This is a genomic window from Stenotrophomonas sp. 22692, assembly GCF_052045015.1.
GTDB classification, from domain to species: domain Bacteria; phylum Pseudomonadota; class Gammaproteobacteria; order Xanthomonadales; family Xanthomonadaceae; genus Stenotrophomonas; species Stenotrophomonas geniculata.
The window spans coordinates 13877-28069 of record NZ_JBQEMR010000046.1 but is presented as its reverse complement, the minus strand read 5'-3'; the positions used below and the strand labels follow the sequence as shown (position 1 = coordinate 28069).

15 protein-coding genes are annotated in these 14193 nt (G+C 66.8%); 3 read left to right on the top strand and 12 right to left on the bottom strand.

The genetic code is table 11. The features are described 5' to 3' along the window. Positions 1-118: 118 nt before the first annotated feature. The 6 genes from ACTJJM_RS19230 to ACTJJM_RS19205 all read right to left on the bottom strand — a co-directional run bounded on the left by ACTJJM_RS19230 (position 119) and on the right by ACTJJM_RS19205 (position 4004). Positions 119-571: a hypothetical protein gene (locus tag ACTJJM_RS19230; RefSeq protein WP_010484931.1), complete on the bottom strand. Its 453-nt coding sequence runs from the start codon at positions 569-571 to the stop codon at positions 119-121. Next, positions 568-771, bottom strand: coding sequence for a PspC domain-containing protein (locus ACTJJM_RS19225; RefSeq protein WP_010484929.1), 204 nt, complete (start codon positions 769-771; stop codon positions 568-570). The genes ACTJJM_RS19230 and ACTJJM_RS19225 overlap by 4 nt, the downstream gene beginning before the upstream one ends. Before the next feature lie 65 nt (positions 772-836). Beyond that, the gene (locus tag ACTJJM_RS19220; protein ID WP_031269840.1) at positions 837-1205 is read right to left on the bottom strand and encodes a YfeK family protein; all 369 of its coding nucleotides are present in this window, start codon (positions 1203-1205) and stop codon (positions 837-839) included. A gap of 33 nt (positions 1206-1238) precedes the next feature. Continuing rightward, positions 1239-2306: a class III poly(R)-hydroxyalkanoic acid synthase subunit PhaC gene (gene phaC, locus ACTJJM_RS19215; protein ID WP_010484926.1), complete on the bottom strand. Its 1068-nt coding sequence runs from the start codon at positions 2304-2306 to the stop codon at positions 1239-1241. Further along, positions 2303-3367, bottom strand: coding sequence for a class III poly(R)-hydroxyalkanoic acid synthase subunit PhaE (gene phaE / locus ACTJJM_RS19210; protein WP_049455006.1), 1065 nt, complete (start codon positions 3365-3367; stop codon positions 2303-2305). The genes phaC and phaE overlap by 4 nt, the downstream gene beginning before the upstream one ends. Before the next feature lie 22 nt (positions 3368-3389). Then, entirely contained in the window at positions 3390-4004 is a 615-nt protein-coding gene (locus ACTJJM_RS19205; protein ID WP_019338201.1) for a CDP-alcohol phosphatidyltransferase family protein, read from the bottom strand. A 344-nt stretch (positions 4005-4348) separates the two neighbouring features. On the opposite strand from ACTJJM_RS19205, the gene ACTJJM_RS19200 reads away from it, so the two are divergent. Then, positions 4349-4999 (top strand): methyltransferase domain-containing protein, encoded by a 651-nt coding sequence (locus ACTJJM_RS19200; RefSeq protein WP_197602345.1) that lies wholly within the window; start codon positions 4349-4351, stop codon positions 4997-4999. Between the two features lie 81 nt (positions 5000-5080). On the opposite strand, the gene ACTJJM_RS19195 is transcribed toward ACTJJM_RS19200, so the two are convergent. The 5 genes from ACTJJM_RS19195 to ppsR all read right to left on the bottom strand — a co-directional run bounded on the left by ACTJJM_RS19195 (position 5081) and on the right by ppsR (position 9330). Further along, positions 5081-6442, bottom strand: coding sequence for an MATE family efflux transporter (locus tag ACTJJM_RS19195; protein ID WP_197602346.1), 1362 nt, complete (start codon positions 6440-6442; stop codon positions 5081-5083). Between the two features lie 117 nt (positions 6443-6559). Then, the gene (locus ACTJJM_RS19190; RefSeq protein WP_019660267.1) at positions 6560-7177 is read right to left on the bottom strand and encodes a DUF2239 family protein; all 618 of its coding nucleotides are present in this window, start codon (positions 7175-7177) and stop codon (positions 6560-6562) included. 143 nt (positions 7178-7320) lie between these two features. Beyond that, positions 7321-7809: an NUDIX hydrolase gene (locus ACTJJM_RS19185; protein ID WP_019660268.1), complete on the bottom strand. Its 489-nt coding sequence runs from the start codon at positions 7807-7809 to the stop codon at positions 7321-7323. Between the two features lie 42 nt (positions 7810-7851). Then, positions 7852-8361 (bottom strand): DUF1249 domain-containing protein, encoded by a 510-nt coding sequence (locus ACTJJM_RS19180; protein WP_010484911.1) that lies wholly within the window; start codon positions 8359-8361, stop codon positions 7852-7854. A gap of 147 nt (positions 8362-8508) precedes the next feature. Continuing rightward, positions 8509-9330: a posphoenolpyruvate synthetase regulatory kinase/phosphorylase PpsR gene (ppsR, locus tag ACTJJM_RS19175; protein WP_010484909.1), complete on the bottom strand. Its 822-nt coding sequence runs from the start codon at positions 9328-9330 to the stop codon at positions 8509-8511. A gap of 144 nt (positions 9331-9474) precedes the next feature. Between ppsR and ppsA the strand changes: the two genes are divergently transcribed. Together ppsA and ACTJJM_RS19165 are read left to right on the top strand one after the other, a co-directional pair. Next, positions 9475-11853, top strand: a complete 2379-nt coding sequence (gene ppsA, locus ACTJJM_RS19170) for a phosphoenolpyruvate synthase (RefSeq protein ID WP_010484907.1) — start codon at positions 9475-9477, stop codon at positions 11851-11853. 154 nt (positions 11854-12007) lie between these two features. Then, the gene (locus tag ACTJJM_RS19165) at positions 12008-12901 is read left to right on the top strand and encodes a mechanosensitive ion channel family protein (RefSeq protein ID WP_010484905.1); all 894 of its coding nucleotides are present in this window, start codon (positions 12008-12010) and stop codon (positions 12899-12901) included. Positions 12902-12947: 46 nt separating this feature from the next. On the opposite strand, the gene ACTJJM_RS19160 is transcribed toward ACTJJM_RS19165, so the two are convergent. Further along, positions 12948-14063, bottom strand: coding sequence for an alkene reductase (locus tag ACTJJM_RS19160; RefSeq protein ID WP_224328276.1), 1116 nt, complete (start codon positions 14061-14063; stop codon positions 12948-12950). Positions 14064-14193: the final 130 nt, after the last annotated feature.

Here is a 14193-nt window from a genome sequence, read left to right as displayed (position 1 = left end):
CCCCCCCTCCCCCCCCCCCCCCCCCCCCCCCCCCCCCCCCCCCCCCCCCCCCCCCGGCCCAATCGCATGAAACGTATTCCGCGACCAAGCCACGAGGGGCTGCGCCGTTGGCTGGAACCTACGGCCACCAGCCGTGCCCGAACCGGGCAAAATGATCGGCCGCGCGCTCGAATGGATTCCGCGCACTCACCCCGCCACACAGCAGGTACACCGGCAGGTACAGCGGCCCCAGCACCATGTACTGGTAGACGTGCGCGCGTTCGTGGTCGTCCAGCCGGATCAGCGGCTCCACGCCCCACCCCGCCTGATGCGCATAGGTCCGGCACGAAATGCCCAGATCATGACCGGTATGCAGGATCACATTGCCCAGCGTGATCGCCCCACCCGGCCCCCACGGCCAGCGGTCGAACACCAACGCACAGTCACGGCCGCTCCAGCGCAATGTCGCGCCGCCGAGCATGCCGGCCAGGCCGCCGATCAGGCCGATCAGGGAATTGGGTGACGTCCACACCGCGCCCAGTACCTGCAGCGCGCGCAGCCAGATCGGCCAGGGCTCAGGGGCAGTCTTCAATCGGCCTCGTTCGGCATCAGCAGCCACAGGATCAGGTAGACCAGGATGCCAGGGAAGGCCGCCGAGCCGATCGAGACCAGCACGAACACGATCCGCACCAGCGTGGGGTTCCAGCCGAAGCGGTGGGCGATGCCGCCCATCACGCCGGCAATCATGCGGTCGTTCAACGAACGCGACAGCGTGCGCGGCGTGGTGTTCATGGCGGTTCTCCTGGGCTGCGGGAAAAAGCAGTCGAGCATGGCTCGACTCTACACCGCCCCCATGTCTACGGCGTGCGGTGGCGCAGGGCCTGCAGGCGTGCGCCGAACCAGGCGGCTGCGGTCTGTTCAGGCTGTCCCGGGCACTGGATGCGGTAGGGCTTGCCACTCATGCTGCTCTGGCTGGCAGCGCGCTCGATGAACTGCTCGGCGCTGTCCACCATGTCCTTCTTCAGCAGGTAGTCGTACTTGCGCTGCAGGTGCGCACGCGCATCACTGCCATCGTGCCAGCTGCCATTGCGCTGGAAGCGGCATTGGGAGCCGTCCAGGCTGGCGATCAGCTGGGCGATCTCCCGCCGTGCATCCGCACTGGGTGCGGCGTGGGCAAGCGGCGCTGCCAGCAGTGCCGCAAGAATCAACAGAATCCGGTACGTCATCATCCCCCCAGGTCAGTCGAGCATGGCTCGACTCTACAGGTCACGCGCCTTCAACCAGCCATCGATCGTGGCCGGCACTTCGCGCTGCGCACGGCCGGAAACGTAGATGCCAATATGCCCACCGCGGAAACTGGACTCGGTGTAGTCGTCCGTGCCCAAGCGCCCACGCATCGCGCGCGAGGCGTCCGGCGGTACCAGATGGTCCTGCTCGGCGTAGATGTTCAGCACCGGCAGGGTCACCTGCGACAGATCCACCGCCTCCTCGCCGATCCGCACCGTGCCGTTCATCAATCCGTTGCCCTGGTAGAACTGCTTGATGAAGTCGCGGAACGCCTCGCCCGCCAGGTCCGGCGAGTCGAAGATCCACTTCTCCATGCGCAGGAAGTCCTCCAGCGCGGCCTTGTCATCGAGGATGTCGAGCAGGCCCACGTACTTCTGCACGTTCAAGCGGAACGGCTTGAGCATCAGGTAACTGGCATTCATCAGGTCGGCCGGGATGTTGCCCAGCGTGTCGACCAGCAGGTCCACGTCCACCTGCCGCGCCCAATGCGAGAGCATGTTGTCGTCCGTCTGGAAATCGACCGGGGTGACCATGGTGATCAGCTTGCCCAGCTTCTGCCGGCGCAACGCGGCGTAGCAGAGTGCGAACACGCCGCCCTGGCAGATACCCAGCAGGTCGACCGGGCCACCACTGCGCGCACGCAACGCATCGACGGCGCCATCGATGTAGCGCAGCAGGTAGTCCTCCAGGGTCTGGAAGCGCTCCGAGCGATCCGGGTAGCCCCAGTCCAGCACGTACACGTCCTGGCCCAGCGCCAGCAGCTTCTGCACCAGCGAACGGTCGGCCTGCAGGTCGACCATGTACGGCCGGTTGACCAGCGCGTAGACGATCAGCAGCGGCGTACGCCGGGTCGGTGACTGTTCGCCGACGAAGCGGTACAGCACCACCTTGCCGTCGCGCCAGACTTCCTCACGCGCGGTCACGCCATAGTCCACGTCTTCCACCTGCGGCAGCAGCTTCAGCCCTTCCATCAGCTTGCGCTGCATGGCCAGGGTTTCCTGCATCAGGTCATCGGCGTTGAAGCCCAGCGGCCCCTTCATCGGTCACGCGTCCGAGTGGAAGTGCGAGGTGCGGCCTTTTTCGCTGACGCCTTTTTCGCAGCCGCCTTCTTTGCCGGCGCGGCCTTCTTCGCGGCCTTGCGTACGACCGGCTTCACCTTCGCCGGCGCCGGCTGCGCCACTGGGTCCACCTCGGCAGTTCCAGCCAGCACCGCCACCTGTGCCTGCAGGCGGCGCAGGCTGCGCTCCAGCTCGGCGATACGGCGGTGTGCGGCATCCATCTCGCTGCGGGTCGGCAGGCCGATGCGTTCACTCATCTGTTCCACCTCACGCTGCAGGCCGGCGCGCAGGCGCATCTGTGCGTTGCCCAGCGAGGCATATACCTGCTGGAACGGCTCGGACATGGCGACCTTGGCGTAGGCCTCTTCGGCCACTTCGATCCACAGGTCGAACATCGCGCGGGCGCTGGTCAGCTGGCTGCCCGGCTGTTCGTGCTCGGCCAGGCGCTGCTCGAACAACGCAAAGGCCTCGTCCAGTGCCCGCTTGATCAGGTCGACATAGGCGCGCGAATGCTGCTGGTATTCTTCCTGTGCGCGCAGCAGTGCCTGCCAGCGCGCCTGGTGTTCGCGGCCCGGGCCGAATGCCGGGCTCTGCAGCCACGGGCCAGCCTGCAGCTGGAACTGCTGCAGCCATGCGGCGAATTCGGGCACGGCGGCGCCGGCGTGGGTGCTGCCACGGGCCCCCTGCAGCATCCACTGCAGCATGCCGTCGCCCTGCCCCTGCACCGCCTCGCGCCAGGCCTGGGCCACGTCCGCGCTGCTGGCGTCGCGGCCGGCGAAACGCGCGGCCACTTCCTGCATGGTGCCGTACCAGCTGCCCGCCTGTTCGCGGAACCGGCGCACGGCATCTCCCGGTGCGCCCTGCCCCTGTTCGGGCAACAGCTGGCCCCACCAGTCGAACAACCGCTGCCAGCTGCCGGGGTCGTCACCGGCCGGCGCACCGGGCGTGCTCGCATGGCGCAGGGCATCGCCCCAGGCGCCGAAGTACTGCCGCGCCAGGGCTTCGAAATCGCTGCTGCCGGCGTCATGGGCCGAGCTGGTCATCACAGGCCTCCGCAGGGCTGGCTCATGGCTTGGGAATGCGCAGGGTCTTGCTGATCATCAGCGACCCGGACAGGGCGAACAGCAGCACCATCGGGTGCAGCTGCCACGGACCGATCTGCCACTGGCCGAACCAGAGGTCCTGGCCGATGGCATCGGTACCGGCGGCGATCGCCAGCACGATCACCAGCACCAGGCTGGTCGGGATCGGAGTGCCCTCGAAAAACCTGACCTTGCCCTCGTCGCCGGCCAGCGCCTCGGCGGTGACGTTGTAGCGCGCCAGGCGGCTGACGCCGCAGCAGACGAAGTAGCTCAGCACCAGCCAGTCCCAGCCGCCCTGCATGCCGCAGGCATAGGCCAGCGCCGCCGGCGCCACGCCGAAGGAGATCACGTCGGACAGCGAGTCCAGCTCGCGACCCAGGGTAGAGCTGGACTTGCGCCAGCGCGCGATGCGCCCGTCGAGCGCATCGAAGATGAAAGCCAGCGGGATCAACGCCATGCCGAACAGCAGGTAGCCGCGCTCGCCGTCCTGCAGGAAGCGCATCGCGGCAAAGACCGCACCGGTGCCGCAGAAAGCATTGGCCAGGGTGAACCAGTCGGCCAGCTGGAATTCGCGCAGCATCGAGAAGTGACGTTTCATGGGGTCTCACGGAGCATCAAGGCCCACAGGTTACCGCGAGCGCCGCCACTGGCGACAGCGCTGGCAGGACCCAGCCTTCACCGCTCCCTCACCTGCCCTCACCAGCGGTGAATTTTTCGCCACCCATCTTGACAGCCTAGGGGGGTGGCGCCTGTCGCGGCTTATCCACAAAGTTGCCCACGCGTAATCCACACCCCCTGTGGACAACCAGATCTCACCGACTGCGACGTTGGACATTTCCTCATCACCCTGCATCGGGGTTTCCCTACTTCCCAAGCCACAAGGTCGGCGCTATGGTCACCGGCGGACCCGCCGCCGCCACGTCCGAAACTCTGTAATGGACGATGATGATGCTGGATGCTCCCACCCTGGCCGCACAACTGCGGCAGCCCCATGGCGAGGCCGCGTTGGCGGTCGCCGTCTCGATGAACCGCAGCAACGGCGCACTCAACCTGGCCGCGATCGGACTGCTGGCCGTCGGCGCCGGTGAACAGGTCCTGGAGGTCGGCCCGGGCAATGCGGCCTTCGCGCCGCTGATGCTGCAGGCCACCGGCAGCCACTATCTGGGCATCGAGCTGTCCACCGCCATGGTCGAGGCCGGCAACCAGCGGCTGGCCAGCGCCGGGTTGGCCGAGCGTGCGGCGATGCGGCACGGCGACGCCCATGCGCTGCCGGTCGCCGATGCCGCGATGGATGCCGCGCTGGCGGTCAACACCCTGTACTTCTGGCCGAACCTGGCCCCGGTGCTGGACGAACTGGCGCGGGTACTGCGCCGGGGCGGCCGCCTGTGCCTGGCCTTTGGCGACGCCAGCTTCATGCGCAGCCTGGCATTCGCTGCCGACTTCCAACTGCATGAGCTGGATGTGGTGGAGCTCGCACTGCGGGTATCGGGCTTCCGTGTCTCGGCCTGGCGCAGCCACCGGGAATCCGCGGCCGGCAATGACGGCCAGACCCGCGAAAAGCACTTCCACCTGCTGTTGGCACAGCGGCGCTGAAGCTGCCCGCCTGACCGAGTGGTAGAGCCGGCCCCTGGCCGACTGCCCCGGCCATTCCGGATTGCCGGCAAGCGGCCGGCACTACCCAGCCTGCACCCGCCTCCAGCGAGCAAAACAGAGCACCTGCATCACCAGCATGGCCAGCAACCCCAGCGGCCACGCCCACCACAGCCCGGCCAGTCCGTGCCGGGACTGCAGCCACATCGCCAGTGGCAGCTCCAGCAGCAATACGGCCGCCATGCCCAGCAACGCCGGCAACAACACCGTGCCACCGCCTCGCATCACTCCGACCAGCACCGCACTGCCTCCCATCGCCAGCACGCCCCACACCACGGTGCGCAATTGCTGCGTGGCCAGTTCGCGCACGTCGGTCGCCGCCAGGATCAGGCCAGTCAACCAGGGCGCCAGCGCCACAACCAGCATCACCACCCCGCTCAGTATCGCCAGTCCAAGCAGCACGCCGGTGCGGGCGATGGCGGGCAGCCGTGCCGTACATCCCGCCCCCAGCGCATGCGCGGCGAGGATGGTGGCGGTGATGCCCAGCGACATCGCAGGCAGCTGCACCCAGCTCATCAACTGATTGACCGCGCCGTAGGCGGCCGTGGCGGTATAGCCGTGGCGATTGATCCAGCCCAGCAGCACGATCTCGGCCACGGCCAGACTGAGCATCTGCAGCGAGGACGGTACGCCGATGCGTAGCATCGGACGGATGAGTGCTCCATCGAAACGGATCGCTCGCAGCAACTCATGCCCCGGTGCCAACGGGTGCCCCATCCGCTGCCACCGCCACATCAGCCAGGCCAGGGCCAGCAGCGAGGCGAGCGCCGCCGAGACTGCCGCACTGGCTGCGCCCAGCTGCGGCAGGCCGGCCCAGCCCAGGATCAGCAGCGGCGTGCACAGCAGGCCGACCACCGTGGCCAGCAGCAGCGCATGCAGCGGCGTCTTCGCATCGCCCACCGCGCGGCTCACCGCAGTGGCCAGCCACAGCAGGAAGAACACCGGTACCGCCAGCAGCAGGATACGGGCATAGACGATGGATTCGCCGAGGATCGGGGCCGGCGTACCGAGTGCCACCAGCAGCTCTGGAGCGAAACCGCCGCCCACGACCATCACCAGCACCGACATGAGCAGGATCAGCGCCACCGCGCTGCCAGCCACAGCGCGCGCCTGCTGCGGCCGGCCCGCGCCCCAGGCCTGGCCGATCAGCACCATCGCACCGGTCGCCAGGCCCATTACCAGGGCCAACAGCAGGAAGAAGACCGGGAAGAACGCTGCGGCGGCAGCCACCGCCTGCGTCCCCAGCAGATGGCCGAGGTAGATGTTGTCCAGCGTGCCTGCGGCAAGCTGCAGCGCATTGGTCAGCAGCATCGGCAGCAGCAGGGCCAAGTAGGTGCGCCACAGCGGTGGTGCGGCCGGGGGTGTCGGATGTACAGGGGGGGTCATGGGACTCTCTGGGCAAGGGCTGCCCTGCCCGGCGTTTCCGCCAGCAAAGCACGCACAGGGGAAGCGGGCCGTGGCCCGCGATCAGGTGGCGCCGCCGCTCAACGACGGCGCGATGGCTCAGCCGTCGGCGCTCTCGAATGCCAGGCGCAGGGCGTGGTTGCGCACGTCCTCGGGCCAGCTGCGCAACGCCATTTCCAGGCCCGCCCGGTCGTGCGCGAACAGGACACGGATCGCCTCCTCGAAACCCGGCAGGTCGCCGGCGATGGTCTGCAGGAAGTGATAGGCACGCTCGCTGTGGCGGCGCTGCTGGTCCTTGTCCGCACCGGCACGGCTGGCCGCCTCCACCAGCCTGCGCAGAACCACGGAGGCGCCACCCGGCTGTTCGGTCAGCCACGCCCAATGGCGCGGCAACAACGTCACCTCGCGGGCAACCACGCCCAGCTTGGGGCGGCCACGGCCGCGCGGGGTTGCCGGCACATCTTCGGCAGTGATGTCGGCATCCGCCTCGACGGCGGCGGGAAACGCTTCGATGACCCGCGCCAGCAGTTCTGCGTCGCTACCACGCGTATCGAAATCACGGGTGCGGCCGGTAGCGTTGTCGAACACCAGCAGCGGTCCGGCAGCGTTGCCGGCGCGCAGCTGTTTCAGCGCCAGCGCCGCCACCTCCGGGGTACCGGAAGCGACCAGGCGATGGCCGTCGAAGCAACTGAAGGGAGGGAGTCGGGACGCAGGCATGGCAATGGCATCAGAGGCGATGCGCCAATATTGCCCGGGTAATTTGCGGCCGTCAATATTACCCGGGCATTAATCAACCAGAAGAGCGTGCCAACCACGGTTGGCCCCCACCGGAATGGGTGGCACCCACACGATTCGCCAGGTTACAGACGGCTGAAGGACCAGCTCACCATGCGGCCGTCCTTGTACGGCATCACGCCGTGGAACGGGCGAGGGTCGGTATCGAACACCAGCGGCAGGAAGTTGCGGTCGCCCTCCCACATCGGCAGCGTGTCCAGCTTGTCCAGGTCCACCCACTCCAGCGTGCCCTCGTGGTTGCCGCCGTGCGGGGTGCCCTCGAATCCATCGATGACGAACACGAAGCCCAGCCAGTCCTCGCCGTGCTTGCCGAAACCCGGCCAGCTGAGGGTGCCGCGCAGGCGCATGCTGGTGCAGTCGATACCGGCCTCTTCCTGGATCTCGCGGCGCATGCTGGCGGCCACATCCTCGTCCGCCTCGATCTTTCCACCCAGCCCGTTGTACTTGCCCAGATGATGGTCACCGGGGCGGGTATTGCGATGGATCATCAGCACCTGGCGACGATCGGGCGACAGCACGTAGCCCAGGGTGGCGACGATCGGGGTATACGGCATGGGGCAGCATCCAGCGGCAGGTCAGCCATGGATTATGGCCGATCAGCGCACCAGCGACAGGCGGCGCTCAGTGGGCGTGCCGGCACCATCGGGATCACGGCGCAGGGTGGCGACGCCGTGGCCGCGCTCGGCCAGGTATTCCAGCCACTTGCCGAGGAAGGTGTTCATCCGCATGCGATGGCTGATCAGCTCCGCCGGCGGCGGATACAGGCCCATCGTGTCCTGCCAGCGGCGGCCCACGTAGCAGTGGGTGGTCTCGGCCTGGCGGGCGTCACGGTACAGCCGCACATAGGCCGACGGGTCCGGCTCTCCGGTGACCGGGTCGGCCAGGTCGTAGGTCAGGCGCAGTTCCACCGTGTAACGGTGGCACTCGATCACGTCCAGACGAACATCCAGGCCGTCGCCGATCGAGGAAATGTAGCTGCCCGCCACCAGTCCGGCCGGTTCGAACAGGCGCACCAGGTGGCGGTAGTTTTCCGCGTACAGGCCCATGAGCCAGCTCAGCCGGCTCAGGCGGGGAATGCGTTCGGTGCGGGGCAAGGCTCGGGCCATGGGTCGATCCTACACGTTGGTGCTTCAACGTGGGGGCGGGATCGCCCCGGCCAAAGGGGCCCGGTATCGACCACCGGTCGATACCCACCACGCACGAGGGTTTCCCGCAGCATCGGTAGGCCACGACCGTTGGTCGTGGCGCGCGCCTCAATACAGCTCGCGCTGCAGCCCCAGCGTGGCCAGCACCTTGCTGGAAATCTCCTCGATCGAGGTATGGGTGGTGCTCAGGGTCGGGATCCGCTCCATCTGGAACATCACCTCGGCCGCGGCCACCTCGCGCTTGCAGGTATCCAGGTTGGCGTAGCGCGAGTTCGGGCGGCGCTCCTGGCGGATCTGCTGCAGGCGGTCCGGGTCGATGGTCAGGCCGAACAGCTTGCGCCGGTAGTTGCGCAGCCGTGGCGGCAGGCGGTCGCTTTCCAGGTCCTCGTCGGTCAGCGGGTAGTTGGCCGCGCGCACCCCGTAATGCAGGGCCAGGTAGATGCAGGTGGGTGTCTTGCCGGCGCGCGACACCGCCACCAGGATCACGTCGGCGTCGTCGTAATTCACCGCGATACCGTCGTCATGGGTCAGCGCGAAGTTCATCGCGTTGATGCGGCGGTGGTAGGTATCGAAGTCGACCATGCCATGGGCCTGGCCCACACGGTTCACGCGCGAACTGGACAACTCACGCTCCAGCGGCTCGATGAACGGCGCGAACACGTCCAGCATCAGGGCACCACTGTCGGCCAGGATCAGGCTCAGGCTCTGGTCCACGCAGGAGTTCACCACGATCGGCCGGACCTGGTACCGCTCCCCCGCCGCCTGGATCCGGGAACAGGCTTCCCGGGCTTTTTCGGGGTCGTCGACAAACGACATCCGGTCGGTAATGAAGCTGAACCCGGAGAACTGGGTCAGCAGGCTATGCCCAATGGTTTCAGCGGTGATACCGGTTCCATCGGAAACGTAGAACACCGGACGGATGGTCGACATGCGCGCTTTTACCCCCTACGAAGCCTAAAAGGGCCGCCAACACAAGCTTGTGTCGACAGCGGTCTGCCCGGCATCATATCGGCTTCTTCCTACGGACGCGGCCACTCAGCCCGCCTCGGGCGATGGCCAAACGGAGCATCGCGCTTGAACGAGAACATCCTGTGGTTGCACGAACTGCGTCTGGCCGACCTGGCCCGCGTAGGCGGCAAGAATTCCTCGCTGGGCGAGATGATCGGCAATCTGGCCGGTCTGGGCGTCTCCGTTCCCGGAGGTTATGCGACCACCGCTGAAGCCTTCAAGGACTTCATCGCGCACAACGACCTGTCCAAGCGCATCTTCGACAAGCTGGCCACGCTGGACGTCGAGGACGTCAACGCGTTGACCGCCGCGGGCAAGGAGATCCGCAGCTGGGTGATCGACGCGCCACTGCAGCCGCAGCTGGACCAGGACATCCGCACCGCCTACGCCAAGCTGAGCGCTGACAATGGCGGCGGCGACGTGGCCGTGGCCGTGCGTTCGTCGGCCACCGCCGAGGATCTGCCGGATGCGTCCTTCGCCGGCCAGCAGGAAACCTTCCTCAACGTCACCGGTGCCGACGACGTCGTGCACAAGGTCAAGGAAGTGTTCGCCTCGCTGTACAACGATCGTGCCATTGCCTACCGCGTGCACCACGGCTTCAAGCATGAGGACGTGTTCCTGTCCGCCGGCGTGCAGCTGATGGTGCGTTCGGGCGTCGGTTCCTCCGGCGTGCTGTTCACCCTGGACACCGAGTCCGGCTTCCGCGACGTGGTGTTCGTCACCTCTTCGTTCGGCCTGGGCGAAATGGTCGTGCAGGGCGCGGTCAACCCGGACGAGTACTACGTCTACAAGCCCACCCTGCAGGCCGGCAAGCCGGCGATCCTGCGCCGCTCGCTCGGCAGCAAGGCGATCCGCATGGTGTATTCGGACGTCCCCGGCGAGCGCGTGAAGATCGAGGACACCCCGGCAGAGCTGCGCAACACCTTCTCGATCAGCGACGAGGACGTGCAGGAACTGTCCAAGCAGGCGCTGGTCATCGAAAAGCACTACGGCCGCCCGATGGACATCGAGTGGGCCAAGGACGGTGTCAGCGGCAAGCTGTTCATCGTGCAGGCACGCCCGGAAACGGTGAAGTCGCGCAGCCACGCCACCCAGATCGAGCGCTTCGCGCTGACCGAAAAGGGCGGCAACGTGCTGGCCGAAGGACGTGCCGTCGGTGCCAAGATCGGCTCGGGCGTAGCCCGCGTGGTGAAGACGCTGGACGACATGAACCGCGTGCAGCCGGGCGACGTGCTGATCGCCGACATGACCGATCCCGATTGGGAGCCGGTGATGAAGCGCGCCTCGGCCATCGTCACCAACCGTGGTGGCCGTACCTGCCACGCCGCGATCATCGCGCGCGAGCTGGGCGTGCCGGCCGTGGTCGGTTCGGGCAACGCCACCAAGGTCATCGAAGATGGCCAGCTGGTCACCGTCAGCTGCGCTGAAGGCGATACCGGCTTCATCTACGAGGGCAAGCTCGGCTTCGAGCGCACCACCACCGATCTGGGCAACATGCCGCCGGCACCGCTGAAGATCATGATGAACGTGGCCAACCCGGAACGTGCCTTCGACTTCGGCCAGCTGCCGAACGCCGGTATCGGCCTGGCCCGCCTGGAAATGATCATCGCCAGCCACATCGGCATCCACCCGAACGCGCTGCTGGAATACGACCGCCAGGATGCCGCGACCAAGAAGAAGATCGACGAGAAGATCGCCGGCTACGGTGATCCGGTCAGCTTCTACGTCGACCGCCTGGCCGAAGGCATCGCCACCCTCACTGCTTCGGTCGCGCCGAACCCGGTGATCGTGCGCCTGTCGGACTTCAAGTCCAACGAGTACGCCAACCTGATCGGCGGCAGCAACTACGAGCCGCACGAAGAGAACCCGATGATCGGCTTCCGCGGCGCCAGCCGTTACGTCGACCCGAGCTTCTCGGCCGCCTTCGCGCTGGAGTGCAAGGCCGTGCTGCGCGTGCGCAACGAAATGGGCCTGGACAACCTGTGGGTCATGATTCCGTTCGTGCGCACCCTGGAAGAAGGCCGCAAGGTCATCGAGGTGCTGGAACAGAACGGCCTGAAGCAGGGCGAGAACGGCCTGAAGATCATCATGATGTGCGAAGTGCCGTCCAACGCACTGCTCGCCGATGAATTCCTGGAAATCTTCGACGGCTTCTCGATCGGCTCCAACGACCTGACCCAGCTGAGCCTGGGCCTGGACCGTGACTCGTCGATCGTCGCGCACCTGTTCGACGAGCGTAACCCGGCAGTGAAGAAGCTGCTGTCGATGGCGATCAAGGCAGCACGTGCCAAGGGCAAGTATGTCGGCATCTGCGGCCAGGGCCCGTCCGATCACCCGGATCTGGCCGAGTGGCTGATGCAGGAAGGCATCGAGTCGGTGTCGCTGAACCCGGACACCGTGGTCGATACCTGGTTGCGCCTGGCCAAGCTGAAGGCCAACGGCTGATGCCGTAAAGGCCGCAGGCTGACGTCGTGTTCATCGGCGTCAGCCGATACTGCTGCTGCACGCAAGCCCCGCCTCTGCGGGGCTTGCTGTTTCTGGCGTCCTTGCACGCCACGCGTACCTCGCACCTGTCCCGCAGCAGCAAAGGAATTTCCGCATGATCGCCGCCGCACCGCCCTCGCCCGCCGCAACGCCCTGGTTCCACTCGCTCGACTGGGAGCGCCTGCTGGAAACCTACGGCGTACCGTTGCTGGCCGCGATCGTGGTGCTGCTGGTCGGCCTGTGGGTGGCACGACGTCTATCCAATGCAATGCCACGGGCGACCGCGCGCATGGGCGTGGACCCGATGCTGGGCAGCTTCCTGCGCAACGTGGTGTATGCCGCATCGCTTGTGATCGTGGTGGTGCTGGCGATCGGCACGCTGGGCGTGCAGATCACCCCGTTGCTGGCCGTGCTCGGCACCGCTGGCCTGGCGGTCGGTCTGGCATTGAAGGATTCGCTGTCCAACATCGCCTCGGGCGTGATGCTGGTGACGCTGCGACCGTTCCGCGTGGGCGATGTGGTCACCGTGGCCGGCCAGACCGGCACCGTGCGCGAAGTGCGCATCTTCCAGACCGTGCTTACCGGCGCCGACAACCAGCACACCACCATTCCGAACACACTGATCACCGCCGCGCCGATCATCAACCTCACCGCCGAACCGACGCGCCGCGTCGAACTGGTGATCGGCATCGGCTACGAAGACAACATCCAGCTGGCACGCGACACCGCGCTGGCGCTGATGAAGGCCGACCCGCGCGTGCTGCAGACGCCAGCACCGGACGTGGTGGTATACGAACTCGGCGCGCACGCGATCAACCTCGGCATCCGCTGCTACGTGAAGTCGGCCGACTGGTTCGGTACCAAAGTCACGTTGCTGGAACAGCTGAAGCTGGGCTATGACAAGGCCGGCATCAACATCCCGTACCCGCAGCAGGACATGCACCTGTACCTGCATGGCAAGGATGGCGGCGTGGTCGAAGCGGACGCGCTGGTGCGCGACAAGCCCTGATCCAACCCGGGAGTGCCGACCAACGGTCGGCACCCACCGATGGGCATCAGGCCTCGGCGGCCTCTTCCAGCGCCGGGTAATCGGTGAAACCCTTCGCACCACCACCGAAAAATGTGGCGCGATCCGGCGGATTCAGTTCTGCACCCGCACGCAGGCGCTCAGGCAGGTCCGGGTTGGCAATGAACGGCCGGCCGAAACCGATCAGATCGGCCCAGCCTTCGGCCAGCGCCTGCCCGGCGCGCTCGGCGGTGTACTTGCCGGCGTAGATCAGCGTGCCCGGGTAGACCATGCGTAGCGCCTGCTTGAACGCCACCGGCATCAGCGGCGCATCATCCCAATCCGCTTCGGCAATGTGCAGGTAGCCCACCCCCATCTCACCGAGCAGGTGTGCGGCAGCCAGATAGGTCGCCTGCGGCGTATCGTCCACCGCCCCTTGCAGCGTGGTCAGCGGCGCCAAGCGCACGCCAACGCGGTCACCACCGGCTACTGCGACCACCGCCTGCACGACCTCGCGCAGGAAGCGCAGCCGGTTCTGCAGCGAACCGCCATAGCCATCGGTACGCTGGTTGGCCTGCGAGTCGATGAACTGGTTGATCAGGTAGCCATTGGCGCCATGCAGTTCGACGCCGTCGAAGCCCGCCTCCAGCGCATTGCGGGCGGCCTGCGCGTAATCGGCGACGATGCCCGGAATCTCGTCTTCGCGCAGCGCACGCGGCATCGAATGCTGGATCATCTCGCCGACGCCGGCTTCGGGACCTGCCCCTGTCGGGTCGACGAACACTTTCACGCCATCGGCCAGCAATGCCGAGGAAGACACCGGCGCTGCGCCATCGGGCTGCAGGGCCACATGCGAGACGCGGCCGACGTGCCACAACTGCGCGTAGATGCGGCCACCGGCGGCGTGCACCGCATCGGTCACCTGCCGCCAGCCCTTTACCTGTTCGGGGCTGTGGATGCCCGGCGTCCAGGCATAGCCCTGGCCCTGCGGGCTGATCTGGGTGCCTTCACTGACAATCAGGCCGGCACCGGCACGCTGCGCGTAGTAGGTCGCCATCTCGGCGGTAGCAACGTTGCCGGCAGCCGCACGCGAGCGGGTCATCGGCGGCATCACGATCCGGTTGGGCAGGGTCAGCGGGCCCAGACGGTGGGAGGTGAACAACATGGCGGACATCTCTTGCGGGGGGAGTGCCAGCAAGAATGGGGACCGCCTGCGAAAGGCAACAGGCGTGTTGTGGCAAAACAGTTGTGCCCGGCAGGCAAGGATGGCCCGGCATGAAGGCTCATCCACGCAT

Coding starts and splice junctions, on each gene's coding strand:
- ACTJJM_RS19160 (WP_224328276.1), bottom strand. CDS start 14,063: ATGTTGTTCACCTCCCACCGTCTGGGCCCGCTGACCCTGCCCAACCGG.
- ACTJJM_RS19165 (WP_010484905.1), top strand. CDS start 12,008: ATGATCGCCGCCGCACCGCCCTCGCCCGCCGCAACGCCCTGGTTCCAC.
- ACTJJM_RS19190 (WP_019660267.1), bottom strand. CDS start 7,177: ATGCCTGCGTCCCGACTCCCTCCCTTCAGTTGCTTCGACGGCCATCGC.
- ACTJJM_RS19185 (WP_019660268.1), bottom strand. CDS start 7,809: ATGCCGTATACCCCGATCGTCGCCACCCTGGGCTACGTGCTGTCGCCC.
- ppsR (WP_010484909.1), bottom strand. CDS start 9,330: ATGTCGACCATCCGTCCGGTGTTCTACGTTTCCGATGGAACCGGTATC.
- ACTJJM_RS19180 (WP_010484911.1), bottom strand. CDS start 8,361: ATGGCCCGAGCCTTGCCCCGCACCGAACGCATTCCCCGCCTGAGCCGG.
- ACTJJM_RS19225 (WP_010484929.1), bottom strand. CDS start 771: ATGAACACCACGCCGCGCACGCTGTCGCGTTCGTTGAACGACCGCATG.
- ACTJJM_RS19220 (WP_031269840.1), bottom strand. CDS start 1,205: ATGACGTACCGGATTCTGTTGATTCTTGCGGCACTGCTGGCAGCGCCG.
- ACTJJM_RS19195 (WP_197602346.1), bottom strand. CDS start 6,442: ATGACCCCCCCTGTACATCCGACACCCCCGGCCGCACCACCGCTGTGG.
- phaC (WP_010484926.1), bottom strand. CDS start 2,306: ATGAAGGGGCCGCTGGGCTTCAACGCCGATGACCTGATGCAGGAAACC.
- ACTJJM_RS19205 (WP_019338201.1), bottom strand. CDS start 4,004: ATGAAACGTCACTTCTCGATGCTGCGCGAATTCCAGCTGGCCGACTGG.
- ACTJJM_RS19200 (WP_197602345.1), top strand. CDS start 4,349: ATGATGATGCTGGATGCTCCCACCCTGGCCGCACAACTGCGGCAGCCC.
- phaE (WP_049455006.1), bottom strand. CDS start 3,367: ATGACCAGCTCGGCCCATGACGCCGGCAGCAGCGATTTCGAAGCCCTG.